Annotated in this window: 14 protein-coding genes; 11 read left to right on the top strand and 3 right to left on the bottom strand. The window is 72.7% G+C overall.

The features are described from left to right. The first annotated feature begins 10 nt into the window (after positions 1–10). The gene (locus ACY0MR_RS09715; protein ID WP_473560308.1) at positions 11–1,072 is read left to right on the top strand and encodes a hypothetical protein; all 1,062 of its coding nucleotides are present in this window, start codon (positions 11–13) and stop codon (positions 1,070–1,072) included. Positions 1,073–1,161: 89 nt separating this feature from the next. Here the strand turns inward: ACY0MR_RS09715 and ACY0MR_RS09710 are convergent, their stop codons facing one another. Further along, positions 1,162–1,665 (bottom strand): DUF3093 domain-containing protein, encoded by a 504-nt coding sequence (locus ACY0MR_RS09710; RefSeq protein ID WP_388803340.1) that lies wholly within the window; start codon positions 1,663–1,665, stop codon positions 1,162–1,164. 58 nt (positions 1,666–1,723) lie between these two features. Here ACY0MR_RS09710 and ACY0MR_RS09705 point away from each other — a divergent pair, with 58 nt between their 5' ends. The 8 genes from ACY0MR_RS09705 (at position 1,724) to ACY0MR_RS09670 (ending at position 9,495) form a co-directional block, all read left to right on the top strand. Further along, entirely contained in the window at positions 1,724–2,308 is a 585-nt protein-coding gene (locus ACY0MR_RS09705) for a PaaI family thioesterase (RefSeq protein WP_361851401.1), read from the top strand. Beyond that, positions 2,308–2,820, top strand: coding sequence for a dUTP diphosphatase (dut, locus tag ACY0MR_RS09700; protein WP_361851398.1), 513 nt, complete (start codon positions 2,308–2,310; stop codon positions 2,818–2,820). The genes ACY0MR_RS09705 and dut overlap by 1 nt, the downstream gene beginning before the upstream one ends. Position 2,821: 1 nt before the next feature. Then, complete coding sequence (locus ACY0MR_RS09695; RefSeq protein WP_015036724.1) at positions 2,822–3,586, top strand: DUF3710 domain-containing protein; 765 nt, start codon at positions 2,822–2,824, stop codon at positions 3,584–3,586. A 397-nt stretch (positions 3,587–3,983) separates the two neighbouring features. Then, complete coding sequence (locus tag ACY0MR_RS09690) at positions 3,984–4,652, top strand: ABC transporter ATP-binding protein (RefSeq protein ID WP_473561752.1); 669 nt, start codon at positions 3,984–3,986, stop codon at positions 4,650–4,652. Between the two features lie 202 nt (positions 4,653–4,854). Continuing rightward, complete coding sequence (locus ACY0MR_RS09685) at positions 4,855–7,401, top strand: DUF4118 domain-containing protein (protein ID WP_388803330.1); 2,547 nt, start codon at positions 4,855–4,857, stop codon at positions 7,399–7,401. Positions 7,402–7,576: 175 nt separating this feature from the next. After that, positions 7,577–8,263, top strand: coding sequence for a response regulator (locus tag ACY0MR_RS09680; RefSeq protein ID WP_473560305.1), 687 nt, complete (start codon positions 7,577–7,579; stop codon positions 8,261–8,263). A gap of 92 nt (positions 8,264–8,355) precedes the next feature. Then, entirely contained in the window at positions 8,356–8,754 is a 399-nt protein-coding gene (locus tag ACY0MR_RS09675) for an OB-fold nucleic acid binding domain-containing protein (RefSeq protein ID WP_361849562.1), read from the top strand. Positions 8,755–8,757: 3 nt separating this feature from the next. Next, positions 8,758–9,495, top strand: a complete 738-nt coding sequence (locus ACY0MR_RS09670; RefSeq protein ID WP_361849564.1) for a DUF3159 domain-containing protein — start codon at positions 8,758–8,760, stop codon at positions 9,493–9,495. A gap of 318 nt (positions 9,496–9,813) precedes the next feature. Here ACY0MR_RS09670 and ACY0MR_RS09665 read toward each other — a convergent pair whose 3' ends face one another. Both ACY0MR_RS09665 and ACY0MR_RS09660 read right to left on the bottom strand, forming a co-directional pair. Continuing rightward, positions 9,814–10,491 (bottom strand): potassium channel family protein, encoded by a 678-nt coding sequence (locus tag ACY0MR_RS09665; RefSeq protein ID WP_361849566.1) that lies wholly within the window; start codon positions 10,489–10,491, stop codon positions 9,814–9,816. Then, complete coding sequence (locus ACY0MR_RS09660; RefSeq protein ID WP_388803325.1) at positions 10,491–11,159, bottom strand: potassium channel family protein; 669 nt, start codon at positions 11,157–11,159, stop codon at positions 10,491–10,493. The genes ACY0MR_RS09665 and ACY0MR_RS09660 overlap by 1 nt, the downstream gene beginning before the upstream one ends. A 234-nt stretch (positions 11,160–11,393) precedes the next feature. Here ACY0MR_RS09660 and ACY0MR_RS09655 point away from each other — a divergent pair, with 234 nt between their 5' ends. Both ACY0MR_RS09655 and ACY0MR_RS09650 read left to right on the top strand, forming a co-directional pair. Next, a complete protein-coding gene (locus ACY0MR_RS09655) occupies positions 11,394–13,445 on the top strand; it encodes an APC family permease (RefSeq protein WP_361849570.1) in 2,052 nt (683 codons plus the stop codon). 60 nt (positions 13,446–13,505) lie between these two features. Beyond that, positions 13,506–14,834 carry a class I SAM-dependent RNA methyltransferase gene (locus ACY0MR_RS09650; RefSeq protein ID WP_473560301.1) on the top strand — a complete coding sequence of 443 codons (1,329 nt, stop codon included), beginning with the start codon at positions 13,506–13,508 and terminating at the stop codon, positions 14,832–14,834. The last annotated feature ends 263 nt before the right edge of the window (positions 14,835–15,097 follow it).

The raw sequence follows: 15,097 nt of genomic DNA, 5'->3' as shown, positions 1-15,097 counted from the left end.
ACCCTCGGTCGTGGCAGGCGACACACCGTCCCGGAAGCGGCGTCTACGGCTCCCTGGGAGCCCCCGGACGCACAAGGGCGGCTCGGGCCCGGCGGAGGGCGCCCAGGAGGCCCCTGAGGCCGAGCGCACCGCCTCCCCGCCCTCCCTCGGCGTACGTGACGACGAGCGAGGCCACCCGGCCTCGCTCGAGGTGGTCACCGAGCCGGAGCCGGCACACCTGCCGGCGGCGCGGGGAGCGGGGCGGAACGACGTCTCGGACCCGGCGGAGGACGACGAGACCCGGCAGGACGGGCGCCTCGGCGCCGTCAAGCGGCTCGCCAACCCCGCGCGCGCCCAGCTCGACAGGATCAGGATCGACTCCGACCGGATCGACGCCGTCCGGCGCGGCGTCGCGCAGGGCGTCCGCCAGGGCGTGAAGCGCGGCGGAGACAGCGCCAAGGCGGGCATCGGACATCTGGCCGACCGCCTGATCGACCTCGCCCCGCGGATCCCCGTCCGCGATCTGGCGACCCTGCGCAAGCAGTTTCCCGGGCTCGGCCCGGAGGAGCTCGCCGACAAGCTCGTCACGGGCGCGGCGAACGCGAGCTCGACCGTCGGCGCCGGCGTCGGCGCCGCCGCCATGCTCCCCGTGCCCCCGGCCATGCCGGCGGAGCTCGCGGCCGAGATCACCGGCGTCGCCGCCGTGGAACTCAAACTCATCGCCGAACTGCACGAGGTCTACGGGCTGCGGCCCCCCGGCCGGCTCACCCAGCGTTCGGCGGCCTACCTGACCTCCTGGGCCGAGGAGCGGGGCATCGACCCCACCAAGCCCACCACGGTCAACGCGGCGCTCGGCGGACAGCTCAAGCGCGAGCTGCGCCAGCAGATCATGAAGCGCATGGTGCGCAACCTGCCGAACCTCACGCCCTTCATGGTGGGCGCGGCGGTCGGCGCGGTCATGAACCGCCGCGACACCAAGAAGCTCGCCGCCCACATCCGCAAGGACCTGCGGAACCGCCAGGTCCCCTGGGACTCCCTCCGGAACCTGCCCCCGCTGGAGCAGCCGGAGAACCCCAAGGAGATCGGCTTCTAGGCCGTCCCCCGGACCCCGCGCTCCGGCGCGGGCCCGGCCCGTCCACGAGCGCCGGCCCGACGGAGCGACGCCCGCCCGGTCCCGCCCGCTCAGTCCCGGGCGTCCGCGCGGACGGCGTCCAGGGCCGCCACCAGCGCCTCCGGCTCACGGCTGGAGAGGTACACGTACGGGGTCGGGTCCGCCGGGTCCACGACCTCGATCCGCACCGCCCGGGGCACGTAGCCGCGCATCACCATGTACGCGCGCGGGTCCGCCTTGTGCGTGCGCCACGCGCGCGCCTCCTCCGCGTCCAGCGCCTCGGCCGCGCCCAGCGCCGAGACGGGGATCCGCGCGTCACCCGCCACCAGCGAACCGGCCACCACCCGGATCCGGGCGGAGCCGTACGCGGAGACCGCCGCACCGGCCAGCACCGCCGCCACGATCAGACCGCCCAGCATCGGGACGGTGCCCAGCGGGAACATGATCAGCCCGCCCGAGAGGCCCAGCAGTCCGGCGATCAGCCACCAGGACCGGGGCGCCGTCAGCCGCTCGTCGAAGCGCGGCGCGGCGGAGGGCGCGGGGGAAGGGGCGGGGGACGGCGCGGGAGGCTGCATGCGTCCTAGCTTGGCACGGCGCGACCTGCGCCCATCCGCGCGGGTAAGGTCTGCGGCTGTGACTGGAACATCTGCCGCCCTCACCCCGCCGGCCGACGCCATACCGCCGGTACGCCACCCGGACGCCCCGGCCCCCGGCGAGCTGCTCGGTTCCCACTACGAGCACTGTTTCGGATGCGGCGGCGGGCAGCCCCACGGCCTCCACCTGGAGGCGCGCGCGGGCGAGGGCGTGACCGTCACCGCCGAGTTCACGGTGACCCCCGACCACCAGGGCGCCCCCGGCCTCGCGCACGGCGGCGTGCTCGCCACCGCGCTCGACGAGACCCTCGGCTCCCTGAACTGGCTGCTGCGGGTCATCGCCGTGACCGGACGGCTGGAGACCGACTTCGTCCGGCCCGTCCCGGTGGGCACCGTGCTCCACCTGGAGGCCGCCGTCACCGCCGTGCGCGGCCGCAAGATCTACTCGACCGCCGTCGGCCGGATCGGCGGGCCCGAGGGTCCCGTCGCCGTCCGCGCCGAGGCACTCTTCATAGAGGTCAAGGTCGACCACTTCATCGACAACGGCCGCCCGGAGGAGATCCAGGCCGCCATGTCCGACCCCGACCAGGTCCGGCGCGCCCGCGCCTTCGAGGTGAACCCCTGATGAGCAACCCTGTCGACGTACTGATCCGGCGCGTGGACCCGGACGTGCCGATCCCGGCGTACGGCCATCCCGGCGACGCCGGGGCGGACCTCGTCACGACCGAGGCGGCCGTCCTGGCCCCCGGGGAGCGCGCCGTGCTGCCCACCGGCATCTCGATCGCCCTGCCGGACGGGTACGCGGCCTTCGTGCACCCGCGCTCCGGACTGGCCGCCCGCTGCGGACTGGCGCTCGTGAATGCCCCGGGGACGGTGGATGCCGGGTACCGTGGAGAGATCAAGGTGATCGTGGTCAATCTCGACCCGCGCGAGACCGTGCGGTTCGAACGATTCGACCGGATCGCCCAACTTGTCGTCCAACAGGTCGAGAAGGTGCGCTTCCACGAGGTGGCGGAGCTTCCCGGCTCGGCGCGGGCCGAGGGGGGCTTCGGGTCCACCGGCGGTCATGCCGCCGTGGACGGCACGACGGGTGGGAATCGATACGCTTCGGTCGTATCCGACCGGGAAGGACAGTGACGTGTTCGGACGTCGCAAGAAGAGCGGTGCCGCAGAGGACGCGGCGGGCGAGGCCGAGCAGGTCGTCGACGCGGTGGACGGCGAGGACGCGGACGACGCGGCCCCGCGCCGTGTGAACCTTCCGCCGGCGCCCCGGCCCGACGGACCCTGGGACATCTCCGAGGTCTCCAAGCCCGAGGACGGCCGTGTCGACCTGGGCGGAGTCTTCGTCCCCGGGGTCGAGGGCATGGAGCTGCGGGTGGAGGTGGCGGGCGACGCGATCGTCGCGGCCACCGTCGTCCTGCGTGACAGCGCCGTGCAGTTGCAGGCCTTCGCCGCCCCCAAGAACGAGGGCATCTGGGGCGAGGTCCGCGACGAGATCGCCACGGGCATCGTGCAGCAGGGCGGGGTCATCGACGAGGTCGAGGGCCCGCTGGGCTGGGAGCTGCGCGCGCAGGTCCCCGTGCAGCTGCCGGACGGCAACCGCGGTGTGCAGCTGGTCCGCTTCGTGGGGGTCGACGGACCCCGCTGGTTCCTGCGCGGAGTGATCTCCGGGCAGGGTGCGGTCCAGCCCGAGGCGGCCGGTCTGCTGGAGCAGATCGTCCGGGACACCGTGGTCGTCCGCGGTGACGGGCCGATGGCCCCCCGCGACCCGATCGTCCTCAAGCTGCCCAACGACGCGCAGATGGTGCCGGACGGCGTGCAGCAGGAGGAGCAGGAGAACTCCCGCTTCTCCGGCGGCATGGGCCAGCTCCAGCGCGGTCCGGAGATCTCCGAGATCCGCTGAGCCTCCGGCCCGGACCGGTGGGCCCCCGGGCCCACCGCGCACGGGTCCAGCCGTCGTGCGGACCGGCTGCCGGGTGACGGCGCACACGCCTGATCCGCGGCCGCACGGGACGCCGTGCCGTGACGTGCCCGGCTTCCGGGCCGACGCGAGACGAGCCCGGAGCGGGCTCCGACGCACTTTTCCGGAACCGATGGGCCGGTCCCCGTACCTCGTACGGGGACCGGCCCATCGGCCGTTCCGCCCGGGTTCCGTCCGGGTTCCGTCCGTGGACCCTGGCCCCGGGGCCGGGGCCCGGACCATACTGGCCGGGCACATGATCGAGGAGGGGGAGCACAGGGTGAGCGAGAGCAGCACGCGGTCCGCGACGGCCGTCGCCGAGGATCCGGCCGGTCCGCCGATGGTCCGGGTGAAGGACCTGCGCCGGTCGTACGGCACCGGCGACGCGGCCGTCCACGCCCTGCGCGGGGTCTCCTTCGACATCCCGCGCGGCGAGCTCGTCGCGCTCAAGGGCCGCTCCGGCTCCGGCAAGACGACCCTCCTCAACCTGGTCGGAGGCCTGGACAGCGCGGACGGCGGCTCCATCGTCATCGACGGCGTCGACCTCTCCACCCTCGGCGAGGACGGCCTCCTGGAGCTGCGCCGCGACCGGATCGGCTTCATCTTCCAGTCCTTCGGACTCCTCCCGATCCTCTCCGCCGCCGAGAACGTCGGCGTCCCGCTCCGGCTGCGGAAGACCGACCCCGCGGAGCGCGAGGAGCGGGTGGCCCTGCTGCTCGGCCTGGTGGGACTCGCCGACCACGCCGACCAGCGGCCCGGCGAGCTCTCCGGAGGACAGCAGCAGCGCGTGGCCATCGCCCGCGCCCTCGCCAACCGGCCGGCCCTGCTCATCGCCGACGAGCCGACCGGCCAGCTCGACCAGGAGACCGGGCTCGCCGTCATGCAGCTGCTGCGCGCGGTCGTGCGCAGCGAGGGCTGCACGGCCCTCGTCGCCACCCACGACCCGCAGCTCCTGGGCCTGGCCGACCGGGTCCTGGAACTGAGCGACGGCGAGATCGCCGAGCACTGACCCGGCCCGCCCGACCCCACCGCTCCGGCCCGGCCCCCGCGACTCCGGTCGCCGCCGGCGGGGCCCGGCCGATCGCCCCGGGAGACCGCGCCGGCCGGACCTCAGCGGGCCGGTGCGGTCCCGACATCAGAAACACGTCAAGACCGCACCGGCGTCCTCCCCGCGTACGGAATGTCCGATTGGCTGGACGTATGGTCGTCCCATGGGACGCGGCAAGCTACGCATCTACCTCGGCGCTGCGCCGGGCGTCGGCAAGACCTACGCGATGCTCTCCGAGGGCCACCGGCGGGTGGAGCGCGGCACGGACTGCGTCGTCGCGTTCGTGGAGCACCACGGGAGGCCCCGCACCGAGGTCATGCTGCACGGTCTGGAGCAGGTGCCCCGCCGCACCCTGGAGTACCGGGGGACCGCCTTCACCGAGATGGACGTCGACGCCGTCCTGGAGCGCCGCCCCGCCGTCGCCCTCGTCGACGAACTCGCCCACACGAACGTGCCGGGCTCCCGCAACCCCAAGCGCTGGCAGGACGTCGCCGAGCTCCTCGCGGCCGGCATCGACGTCATATCGACCGTCAACATCCAGCACCTGGAGTCACTGGGCGACGTCGTCGAGGCGATCACCGGCGTACGCCAGCGGGAGACCGTCCCCGACGAGGTGGTCCGCCGCGCCGACCAGATCGAGCTGGTCGACATGTCCCCGGAGGCGCTGCGCCGCCGGATGGCCCACGGCAACGTCTACACGTCGGACAAGGTCGACGCGGCCCTGTCCAACTACTTCCGCCCCGGCAACCTCACCGCCCTGCGCGAGCTGGCCCTGCTCTGGACCGCCGACCGGGTCGACGAGTACCTCCAGCAGTACCGCGGCGAGCACAACATCCGCTCCACCTGGCAGGCTCGCGAGCGCATCGTCGTCGGCCTGACCGGTGGCCCCGAGGGCCGCACCCTGATACGGCGCGCCACCCGGCTCGCCGAGAAGGGGGCCGGCGGCGAGGTCCTCGCCGTCTACATCGCGCGCAGCGACGGGCTGACCGCGGCCTCGCCCAAGGAGCTCGCCGTCCAGCGCACCCTGGTCGAGGACCTCGGCGGCACGTTCCACCACGTCATCGGCGACGACATCCCCTCGGCCCTCCTGGAGTTCGCCCGCGGGGTCAACGCCACCCAGATCGTCCTCGGCTCCAGCCGCCGCCGCTCCTGGCAGTACGTGCTCGGCCCCGGCGTCGGCCAGACCGTGGCCCGCGAGTCGGGCCCCGACCTCGACGTCCACATCGTCACCCACGGCGAGGTCGCCAAGGGCCGCGGCCTCCCGGTCACCCGCGGCGCCCGGCTCGGCCGCTCCCGGATCATCGGCGGCTGGGTCGTCGGCGTCGCCGGACCCCTGCTGCTCGCCCTGCTCCTCACCCATGTCGACGCCGACCTCGGCCTCGCCAACGACATGCTGCTCTTCCTCGCCCTCACCGTCGCGGCGGCCCTGCTCGGCGGATTCCTGCCCGCGCTCGCCTCCGCGGCGGTCGGCTCCCTGCTGCTCAACTGGTTCTTCACCCCGCCCCTCCACCGGCTGACCGTCGCCGACCCCAAGAACATCGTGGCGATCGCCGTCTTCCTCGGCGTCGCCATGTCGGTGGCCTCCGTGGTCGACCTGGCCGCCCGGCGCACCCACCAGGCGGCCCGGCTGCGCGCCGAGTCGGAGGTGCTCTCCTACCTCGCCGGCAGCGTGCTGCGCGGCGAGACCAGCCTCGACGCCCTCCTCGAACGGGTCCGGGAGACCTTCTCCATGGAGTCCGTCGCCCTCCTCGAACGGGCGGACGACGTCGAGCCCTGGACCCGCGCCGCGAGCGTCGGCCCCCACCCGGCGGCCCGGCCCGAGGAGGCGGACGTCGACATGCCCGTCGGCGACCATCTGGCCCTCGCCCTGTCCGGCCGGGTGCTGCCCGCCGAGGACCGGCGCGTCCTCGGCGCCTTCGCCGCCCAGGCCGCCGTCGTCCTCGACCGGCAGCGCCTCGTGGGCGAGGCCGAGGAGGCCCGCAAACAGGCCGAGGGCAACAAGATCCGCACCTCCCTGCTCGCCGCCGTCAGCCACGACCTGCGGACCCCGCTCGCCGGCATCAAGGCCTCCGTCTCCTCCCTGCGCTCCGACGACGTCGAGTGGTCCGAGCAGGACCGCGCCGAGTTCCTGGAGGGCATCGAGGCCGGCGCCGACCGGCTCGACCACCTCGTCGGCAACCTCCTCGACATGTCCCGCCTCCAGACCGGCACCGTCACCCCGCTGATCCGGACCGTCGACCTCGACGAGGTCGTCCCGATGGCCCTCGGGGGAGTGCCCGACGGCAGCGCCGAGCTCGACATCCCCGAGAGCCTGCCCATGGTCGAGGTCGACAAGGGGCTCCTGGAGCGGGCCGTCGCCAACATCGTCGAGAACGCCGTCAAGTACAGCCCCGAGGGCATCCCCGTGGCGGTCGCCGCCAGCACCCTCGGCGACCGCGTCGAGCTGCGTGTCGTCGACCGCGGCCCCGGCGTCCCCGACGAGGCCAAGGACGGTATCTTCGAGCCCTTCCAGCGGTTCGGCGACGCCCCGCGCGGCTCCGGCGTCGGCCTCGGCCTCGCGGTCGCCCGCGGCTTCGTCGAGGCCATGGGCGGGACGCTCGGCGCCGAGGACACCCCGGGCGGAGGCCTGACGATGGTGCTCACCCTCAGGGCCTCGCGGGGCGGACCGCCGGCGCCGGCCGCCGACCTCCCGGCGCACGCCGTGACCTGAGCCCGGCGGCCCGGGACCGCACCACGCGCGCCGCCGGGCGCCCGGCGCGCCACCCGCCTCCGCCCTCGTACGCAGCCGCCCCGCCCGTACTCCGTCCCCCCCCCCGCACACTCCTCCGCTCCCGCACCTCCCGCCCCGCCCGCCGCGGGCGACCGAAGAAGGAAGGCCCCCCTCCATGACCCGGGTTCTCGTGGTCGACGACGAGCCGCAGATCGTCCGTGCCCTGGTGATCAACCTCAGGGCCCGGAAGTACGAGGTCGACGCCGCGGCCGACGGCGCCACCGCCCTCCGGCTCGCCGCCGAGCGCCACCCCGACGTCGTCGTCCTCGACCTCGGCCTCCCCGACATGGACGGCGTCGAGGTCATCAAGGGCCTGCGCGGCTGGACCCGGGTGCCGATCCTGGTCCTCTCGGCGCGGCAGACCTCCGACGAGAAGGTCGAGGCGCTCGACGCCGGCGCCGACGACTACGTCACCAAGCCCTTCGGCATGGACGAGCTGCTCGCCCGGCTGCGCGCCGCCGTCCGCCGGGCCGAGCCCGTCGGCGGCGGCGACGACGGGGTGGTGGTCGTGGAGACCGAGGGCTTCACCGTCGACCTCGCCGCCAAGAAGGTCCACCGCGACGGCCGGGACGTCCGGCTCACTCCGACCGAGTGGCACCTCCTGGAGGTCCTCGTCCGCAACAGCGGCCGCCTGGTCAGCCAGAAGCAGCTGCTCCAGGAGGTCTGGGGACCCTCGTACGGCACGGAGACCAACTACCTCCGGGTGTACATGGCGCAGCTCCGCCGCAAGCTGGAGAGCGACCCCTCGCACCCCCGGCACTTCGTCACCGAACCGGGCATGGGCTACCGCTTCGAACGCTGAGCGGACGCGGGCCGCCGAGGACCCCGCCGACCGCCCCGGACAGGGGGTCCGGGGCCGCTGTCGGTCGCCCGGGTGGCCGGTACGCTTTCTGTATGAGTGCTGCACCGCGTACAGAGAAGCCGGCCGGTAGGTTCCGCCGGATGCTCGACCGGCTCTCCTCCTCCGCGGAGGACCTGGAGTCGGAGGAGCTCCAAGAGGACGCCGAGGCGTCGGGGTGCACGCGCATCTGTGACTGCTCCGACCGCCAGATAGTCAAGGTGACTGGTACCTTGCGCACGGTCACGCTGCGTCCCCGGGCCGGTGTGCCCGCGCTGGAGGCCGAACTCTTCGACGGCACGGCACCGCTGGACGTCGTGTGGCTCGGCCGGCGCTCCATCGTGGGCATCGAGCCGGGCCGCAAGCTGATCGCCTCCGGCCGGATCTCCCTGAGCCACGGCCGGCGGGTCCTCTTCAACCCCAAATACGAGCTCCGACCGCTCGGACAGGAGTAGCCGGTGACGTCCCTCGACAAGCCGACCACCACGGACCAGGACGCCCAGGCATCGAAGGAGGTCACCGAGGCCGCGCTGTTCGAGGCCTTCGGCGGCCTGCGGGGCATGGTCGAGACGGTCGTGCCGGGCCTGCTGTTCGTCACGATCTTCACGATCAACAAGAACCTGCACGTCTCCGCGATCGCCGCGCTCGCGGTCTCCCTGGTCCTGGTCGCCGTCCGGCTGATCCGCCGGGACACCGTCAAGCACGCGTTCAGCGGTGTCTTCGGCGTCGCCTTCGGCGTCGTCTTCGCGATGATGACCGGCAACGCCAAGGACTTCTACCTGCCGGGCATGCTGTACACCCTGGGCCTCGCCCTGGCGTACATCGTCACCGCGCTGGCCGGGGTGCCGCTGATCGGCCTCATCCTCGGCCCGGTCTTCAAGGAGAACCTCTCCTGGCGGACCCGCAACCCGGGCCGCAAGAAGGCCTACACGAAGGCGAGCTGGGCCTGGGGCCTGATCCTGCTCGGCAAGTGCGCGATCCTCTTCCCGATGTACTGGTGGGCCGACACGACCAAGTTCGGCTGGGTCCTCGTGGCACTGAAGATCCCGCCGTTCCTGCTCGCCGTCTACCTCACCTGGGTGTTCCTCGCCAAGGCTCCGCCGCCCATCGACGTCTTCGCCGAGATGGAGGCCGAGGAGCGCGCCGAGAAGGAGCGCAAGGCGGCCGCCGCCGGGCAGAGCCACCCGGAGGCCTGAGACGACACGCGAGAGGGCCCGGACCTGATGCACAGGTCCGGGCCCTCTCGCGTACCCTCCGGGGCCTCAGCCGGGCGCTGGGGGCTTCCGTCGGCCCGGTGCAGCGCCGTACCCTCCCGTGCGCCCGGCTGACGCGCCGTGCCCTCCCGTGCGCCCGGGGCAGCGCCGTGCGCGGGCCGGGGGCGCGGTACGGGCGCGGGGCCGGGGGCGCGGTACGGGCGCGGGGCCGAGGGCGCGGTACGGGCGCGGGGCCGAGGGCGCGGTGCGGGTGCGCGGGCGCCGGGGTCCGCCTCAGGAGTACCACCGGCCCCGCGGCCCTCAGGAGTCCGTCGGCTCGCGGCGGACCTGGAGCAGGTCCTCCAGCTGCTCCTCGCGCGCCTGCGCGGCCACGAACAGCAGCTCGTCGCCGGCCTCCAGCGTCTCCTCGGGACTCGGCGTCAGCACCCGGGACCCGCGGATGATCGTCACCAGCGAGGTGTCCTGCGGCCAGGCCACGTCCCCGACCGAGGTGCCGGCGACCGCCGACTCCGGCGGGAGCGTCAGCTCGACCAGGTTCGCGTCGCCGTGGCTGAAGCGCAGCAGCCGGACCAGGTCGCCGACGCTCACCGCCTCCTCGACCAGGGCGGACATCAGACGCGGCGTCGAGACGGCCACGTCCACGCCCCAGGCCTCGTTGAACAGCCACTCGTTCTTCGGGTTGTTCACCCGGGCCACGACCCGCGGCACGCCGTACTCGGTCTTGGCGAGCAGCGAGACGACCAGGTTCACCTTGTCGTCGCCGGTCGCCGCGATCACCACGTTGCAGCGCTGGAGCGCCGCCTCGTCGAGCGAGGTGATCTCGCAGGCGTCCGCCAGCAGCCACTCCGCCTGCGGCACCCGCTCCACCGAGATGGCGGTCGGCGCCTTGTCGACCAGCAGGACCTCGTGCCCGTTCTCCAGGAGCTCGCCCGCGATGGAACGGCCCACCGCGCCCGCGCCCGCAATTGCGACACGCATCAGTGACCGCCCTCCTCGGGACCCTCGGCGAAGGCCTCCTCGACCTTGGCGATCTCGTCCGTACGCATCATCACGTGCACCAGGTCGCCTTCCTGGAGCACCGTCTGGGAGGTGGGCAGAATCGCTTCGCCCAGCCGAGTGAGGAACGCGACACGGACGCCGGTCTCCTCCTGGAGGCGGCTCACCTTGTGGCCGATCCAGGCCGGGGAGGTGTGCACCTCCGCGAGCTGCACCGCGCCGCTCGGGTCGCGCCACAGCGGCTCCGCGCCCGAGGGCAGCAGCCGCCGCAGCATCTGGTCGGCGGTCCAGCGGACCGTCGCGACCGTCGGGATGCCCAGGCGCTGGTAGACCTCGGCGCGCCGCGGGTCGTAGATCCGCGCCGCCACGTTCTCGATGCCGAACATCTCGCGCGCGACCCGCGCGGCGATGATGTTCGAGTTGTCGCCGCTGCTCACCGCGGCGAAGGCGCCCGCGTCCTCGATGCCGGCCTCACGCAGCGTGTCCTGGTCGAAGCCGACACCCGTGACGCGCCGACCGCCGAAACCCGACCCCAGACGACGGAAGGCCGTCGGGTCCTGGTCCACCACCGCGACGGTGTGCCCCTGCTGCTCCAGGGTCTGCGCGAGAGCGGCTCCCACTCGCCCGCAGCCCATGATGACGATGTGCACGTCCCCTTACCCCGCACTCCTGATCGCCCTGCTGACCTGCGAAAACACCCTGCTCACAACTTTCCTCACCCGATGCGCCCGGGTCGCGGCGGGCGACACCCTGCCGGGTCACCCGGTCCGAGCTTATGCGGCAACGCTGGCCGGGACCGCATCCGAGGTGGTACTGAGGGAGATTCGGTGCGGATCGGGGGTGCCGGTGCGCATGGCTGTTTTCGAACGCTTACGATCCTCTCCGTGTCCAAACTGACCGACCTTCCCAAACGGATCCTGATCGGGCGGGCCCTGCGCAGCGACAAGCTCGGAGAGACCCTGCTCTCCAAGCGGATCGCGCTCCCCGTCTTCGCCTCCGACCCGCTGTCCTCGGTGGCGTACGCACCCGGCGAGGTGCTGCTCGTTCTCTCCGTGGCCGGACTGTCGGCCTACCACTTCAGCCCGTGGATCGCCCTCGCGGTCGTCGTCCTGATGTTCACGGTCGTCGCCTCGTACCGGCAGAACGTCCACGCGTACCCGAGCGGCGGCGGCGACTACGAGGTCGCCAACACCAACCTCGGGCCGAAGGCCGGACTCACCGTGGCGAGCGCCCTGCTCGTCGACTACGTCCTCACCGTCGCCGTCTCGATCTCCTCCGGCATCGAGAACCTCGGCTCGGCGATCCCCTTCGTGGTCGAGCACAAGGTCGCCTGCGCGGTCGGCGTCATCGTGCTCCTCACCGTGATGAACCTGCGCGGCGTGAAGGAGTCGGGCTCGCTCTTCGCGATCCCGACGTACGTCTTCGTCGCCGGCGTCTTCATCATGATCGCCTGGGGCGCGTACAAGGGCATCGTCCTCGACGAGACCATGAAGGCCCCCACCGCGGACTACGAGATCAAGCCGGAGCACCAGGGCCTCGCCGGGTTCGCGCTGGTCTTCCTGCTGCTGCGCGCCTTCTCCTCCGGCTGCGCCGCCCTCACCGGCGTCGAGGCCATCTCCAACGGCGTCCCCGCCTTCCGCAAGCCGAAGTCGAAGAACGCCGCCACGACCCTCGCCCTCATGGGCGGCCTGGCCGTCACCATGTTCTGCGGCATCATCTTCCTGGCCATGGCCACCGACGTGCGGATGGCCGAGAAGCCCGCCGAGGAACTCCTGAACAACGGCGTCCCGGTCGGCGCGGGCTACGTCCAGGACCCGGTCATCTCCCAGGTCGCGGCCGCCGTCTTCGGCGACGGAACGTTCTTCTTCGTCGTCCTCGCCGCCGCCACCGCGCTCGTCCTCTTCCTGGCCGCGAACACCGCGTACAACGGCTTCCCGCTCCTCGGCTCGATCCTCGCCCAGGACCGCTACCTGCCGCGCCAGCTGCACACCCGCGGCGACCGCCTCACCTTCTCCAACGGCATCGTGCTCCTCGCCGGCGCCGCCGCCCTCCTCGTCTGGGTCTACGGCGCCGACTCGACCAAGCTGATCCAGCTGTACATCGTCGGCGTCTTCGTCTCCTTCACGCTGAGCCAGACCGGCATGGTCCGGCACTGGAACCGCCACCTGGCCTCGGAGCGGGACCCGGCCAAGCGCCGCCACATGATCCGCTCCCGCGCGATCAACGCCTTCGGCGCCTTCTTCACCGGCCTCGTCCTCGTCGTCGTCCTCGCCACCAAGTTCACCCACGGCGCCTGGGTCGCCCTGCTCGGCATGGTGATCTTCTACGGCGTGATGAGCGCGATCCGCAGGCACTACGACTCGGTCTCCGAGGAGATCGCCGCCGCCGAGGAACGCCCCGACGAGTACGTGCGCCCGTCCCGGGTGCGCTCCATCGTCCTCGTCTCCAAGCTGCACAAGCCCACGCTCCGCGCCCTGGCCTACGCCAAGCTCATGCACGCCAACGAGCTGGAGGCGCTGACCGTCAACGTCGACCCGGTCGAGACCAAGGCGCTCAGGGACGAGTGGGAGCGCCGTGGCATCAACGTCCCGCTCAAGATCCTCGACTCGCCGTACCGCGAGATCACCCGGCCGGTGATCGAGTACGTCAAGAGCATCCGCCGCGAGAGCCCCCGCGACGCCGTCTCCGTCTACATCCCGGAGTACGTCGTCGGGCACTGGTACGAGCACCTGCTCCACAACCAGTCCGCGCTGCGCCTCAAGGGCCGGCTGCTCTTCACGCCGGGCGTCATGGTGACCTCCGTCCCGTACCAGCTCCGCTCCTCCGAGGCCGCGAAGAAGCGGGCCAGGAAGCGCCAGGAGTGGAACGCGCCGGGATCGGTCCGCCGCGGCCCGGTCGAGAAGGGCCAGAAGGAACCGGCCGCAAAGAACAACTAGACTGGTGGGCTGCCGTCCAAACGGCAGCCCACCATCGCGTCCCCTTGGAGCTTCCCCGCCATGCAGAACACCCCTGTTTCGTCGTTGGTCGGGGAAGAGTACGAGGTCGAGGTCGGTCCGGTCGCGCACGGCGGCCACTGCATCGCCCGCACGGAGGCCGGCCGCGTCCTGTTCGTCCGGCACGCGCTGCCCGGCGAGCGGGTCGTCGCCCGCGTCACCGAGGGCGAGGAGACCTCCCGCTTCCTGCGCGCGGACGCGGTCACGATCCTCGACCCCTCCAAGGACCGGGTCGAGGCGCCCTGCCCCTTCGCGGGCCCGGGCAGGTGCGGAGGCTGCGACTGGCAGCACGCCAAGCCCGGCGCCCAGCGCCGCCTCAAGGGCGAGGTCATCGCCGAGCAGCTGCTGCGGCTCGCCGGCCTGACCCCCGAGGAGGCCGGCTGGGACGGCACGGTCATGCCGGCCGAGGGCGACAAGCTCCCGCAGGGCGAGGTCCCGCAGTGGCGGACCCGCGTCCAGTACGCGATCGACGCGGACGGCAACGCCGGCCTGCGCAAGCACCGCTCGCACGACGTCGAGGTGATCGACCACTGCATGATCGCGGCCCCGGGCGTCTCGGAACTGGGCGTCGAGAAGCAGGACTGGCCGAACATGGCCTCGGTCGAGGCGATCGCCGCCTCCGGCTCGCACGACCGCCAGGTCATCCTGACCCCGAAGCCCGGCGGCCGCCTGCCGCTGGTCGAGCTGGACAAGCCGGTCTCGGTCCTCCGCGTCGACGAGAAGGACGGCGGGGTCCACCGCGTCCACGGCCGCGCCTTCGTCCGCGAGCGCGCCGACGACCGCACCTACCGCGTCGGCAACGGCGGCTTCTGGCAGGTCCACCCGAAGGCCGCGCAGACCCTCATGCTCGCCGTCATGCAGGGCCTCACCCCCCGCAAGGGCGAGACGGCCCTCGACCTCTACTGCGGCGTCGGCCTCTTCGCGGGCGCCCTCGCCGACCGCGTCGGCGACCAGGGCGCGGTCCTCGGCATCGAGTCCGGCAAGCGCGCGGTGGAGGACGCCCGCCACAACCTGGCCGGCTTCCCGCGCGTCCGCGTCGAACAGGGCAAGGTCGAGTCGGTCCTCCCGCGCACGGGCATCACGGAGGTCGACCTCATCGTCCTCGACCCCCCGCGCGCCGGCGCCGGCAAGCAGACGGTCCACCACCTCGCCGCCCTGGGCGCCCGCCGCATCGCCTACGTGGCCTGCGACCCGGCAGCCCTGGCCCGAGACCTGGCGTACTTCGCGGAACGCGGCTACAAGGTCCGCACGCTGAGGGCGTTCGACCTGTTCCCGATGACGCACCATGTGGAGTGCGTGGCGATCCTGGAGCCCGCCTCGAAGGGCTCCTGACCTGCGGTTCCCCGTGCGCATTGTGTGCGGTGTGGGCGTTACGGGCGATATCTTGACGCATATTCGACGCACGTGACGCACGTTCGACGTACGGACGGGGTGGTTTCGGACAGCTCGCCGTGCGCGCGTGGCGACCGCCAGGTGGAGCCCTCGGCTGTGGAACGGTAGAGCTCTTGAGGTGGCTGCGAAACTGTTGCCCGTTTCGCCTCTCGGTCGGCTTCGTAGCTTTCGTCGACAGGTGCGGCGGCTCGCTGCCCGCTCAG

This window comes from Streptomyces sp. JN8 (assembly GCF_055808075.1).
The sequence above is the reverse complement of the archived record's forward strand: the minus strand, read 5'-3'. Positions and strand labels throughout refer to the sequence as shown.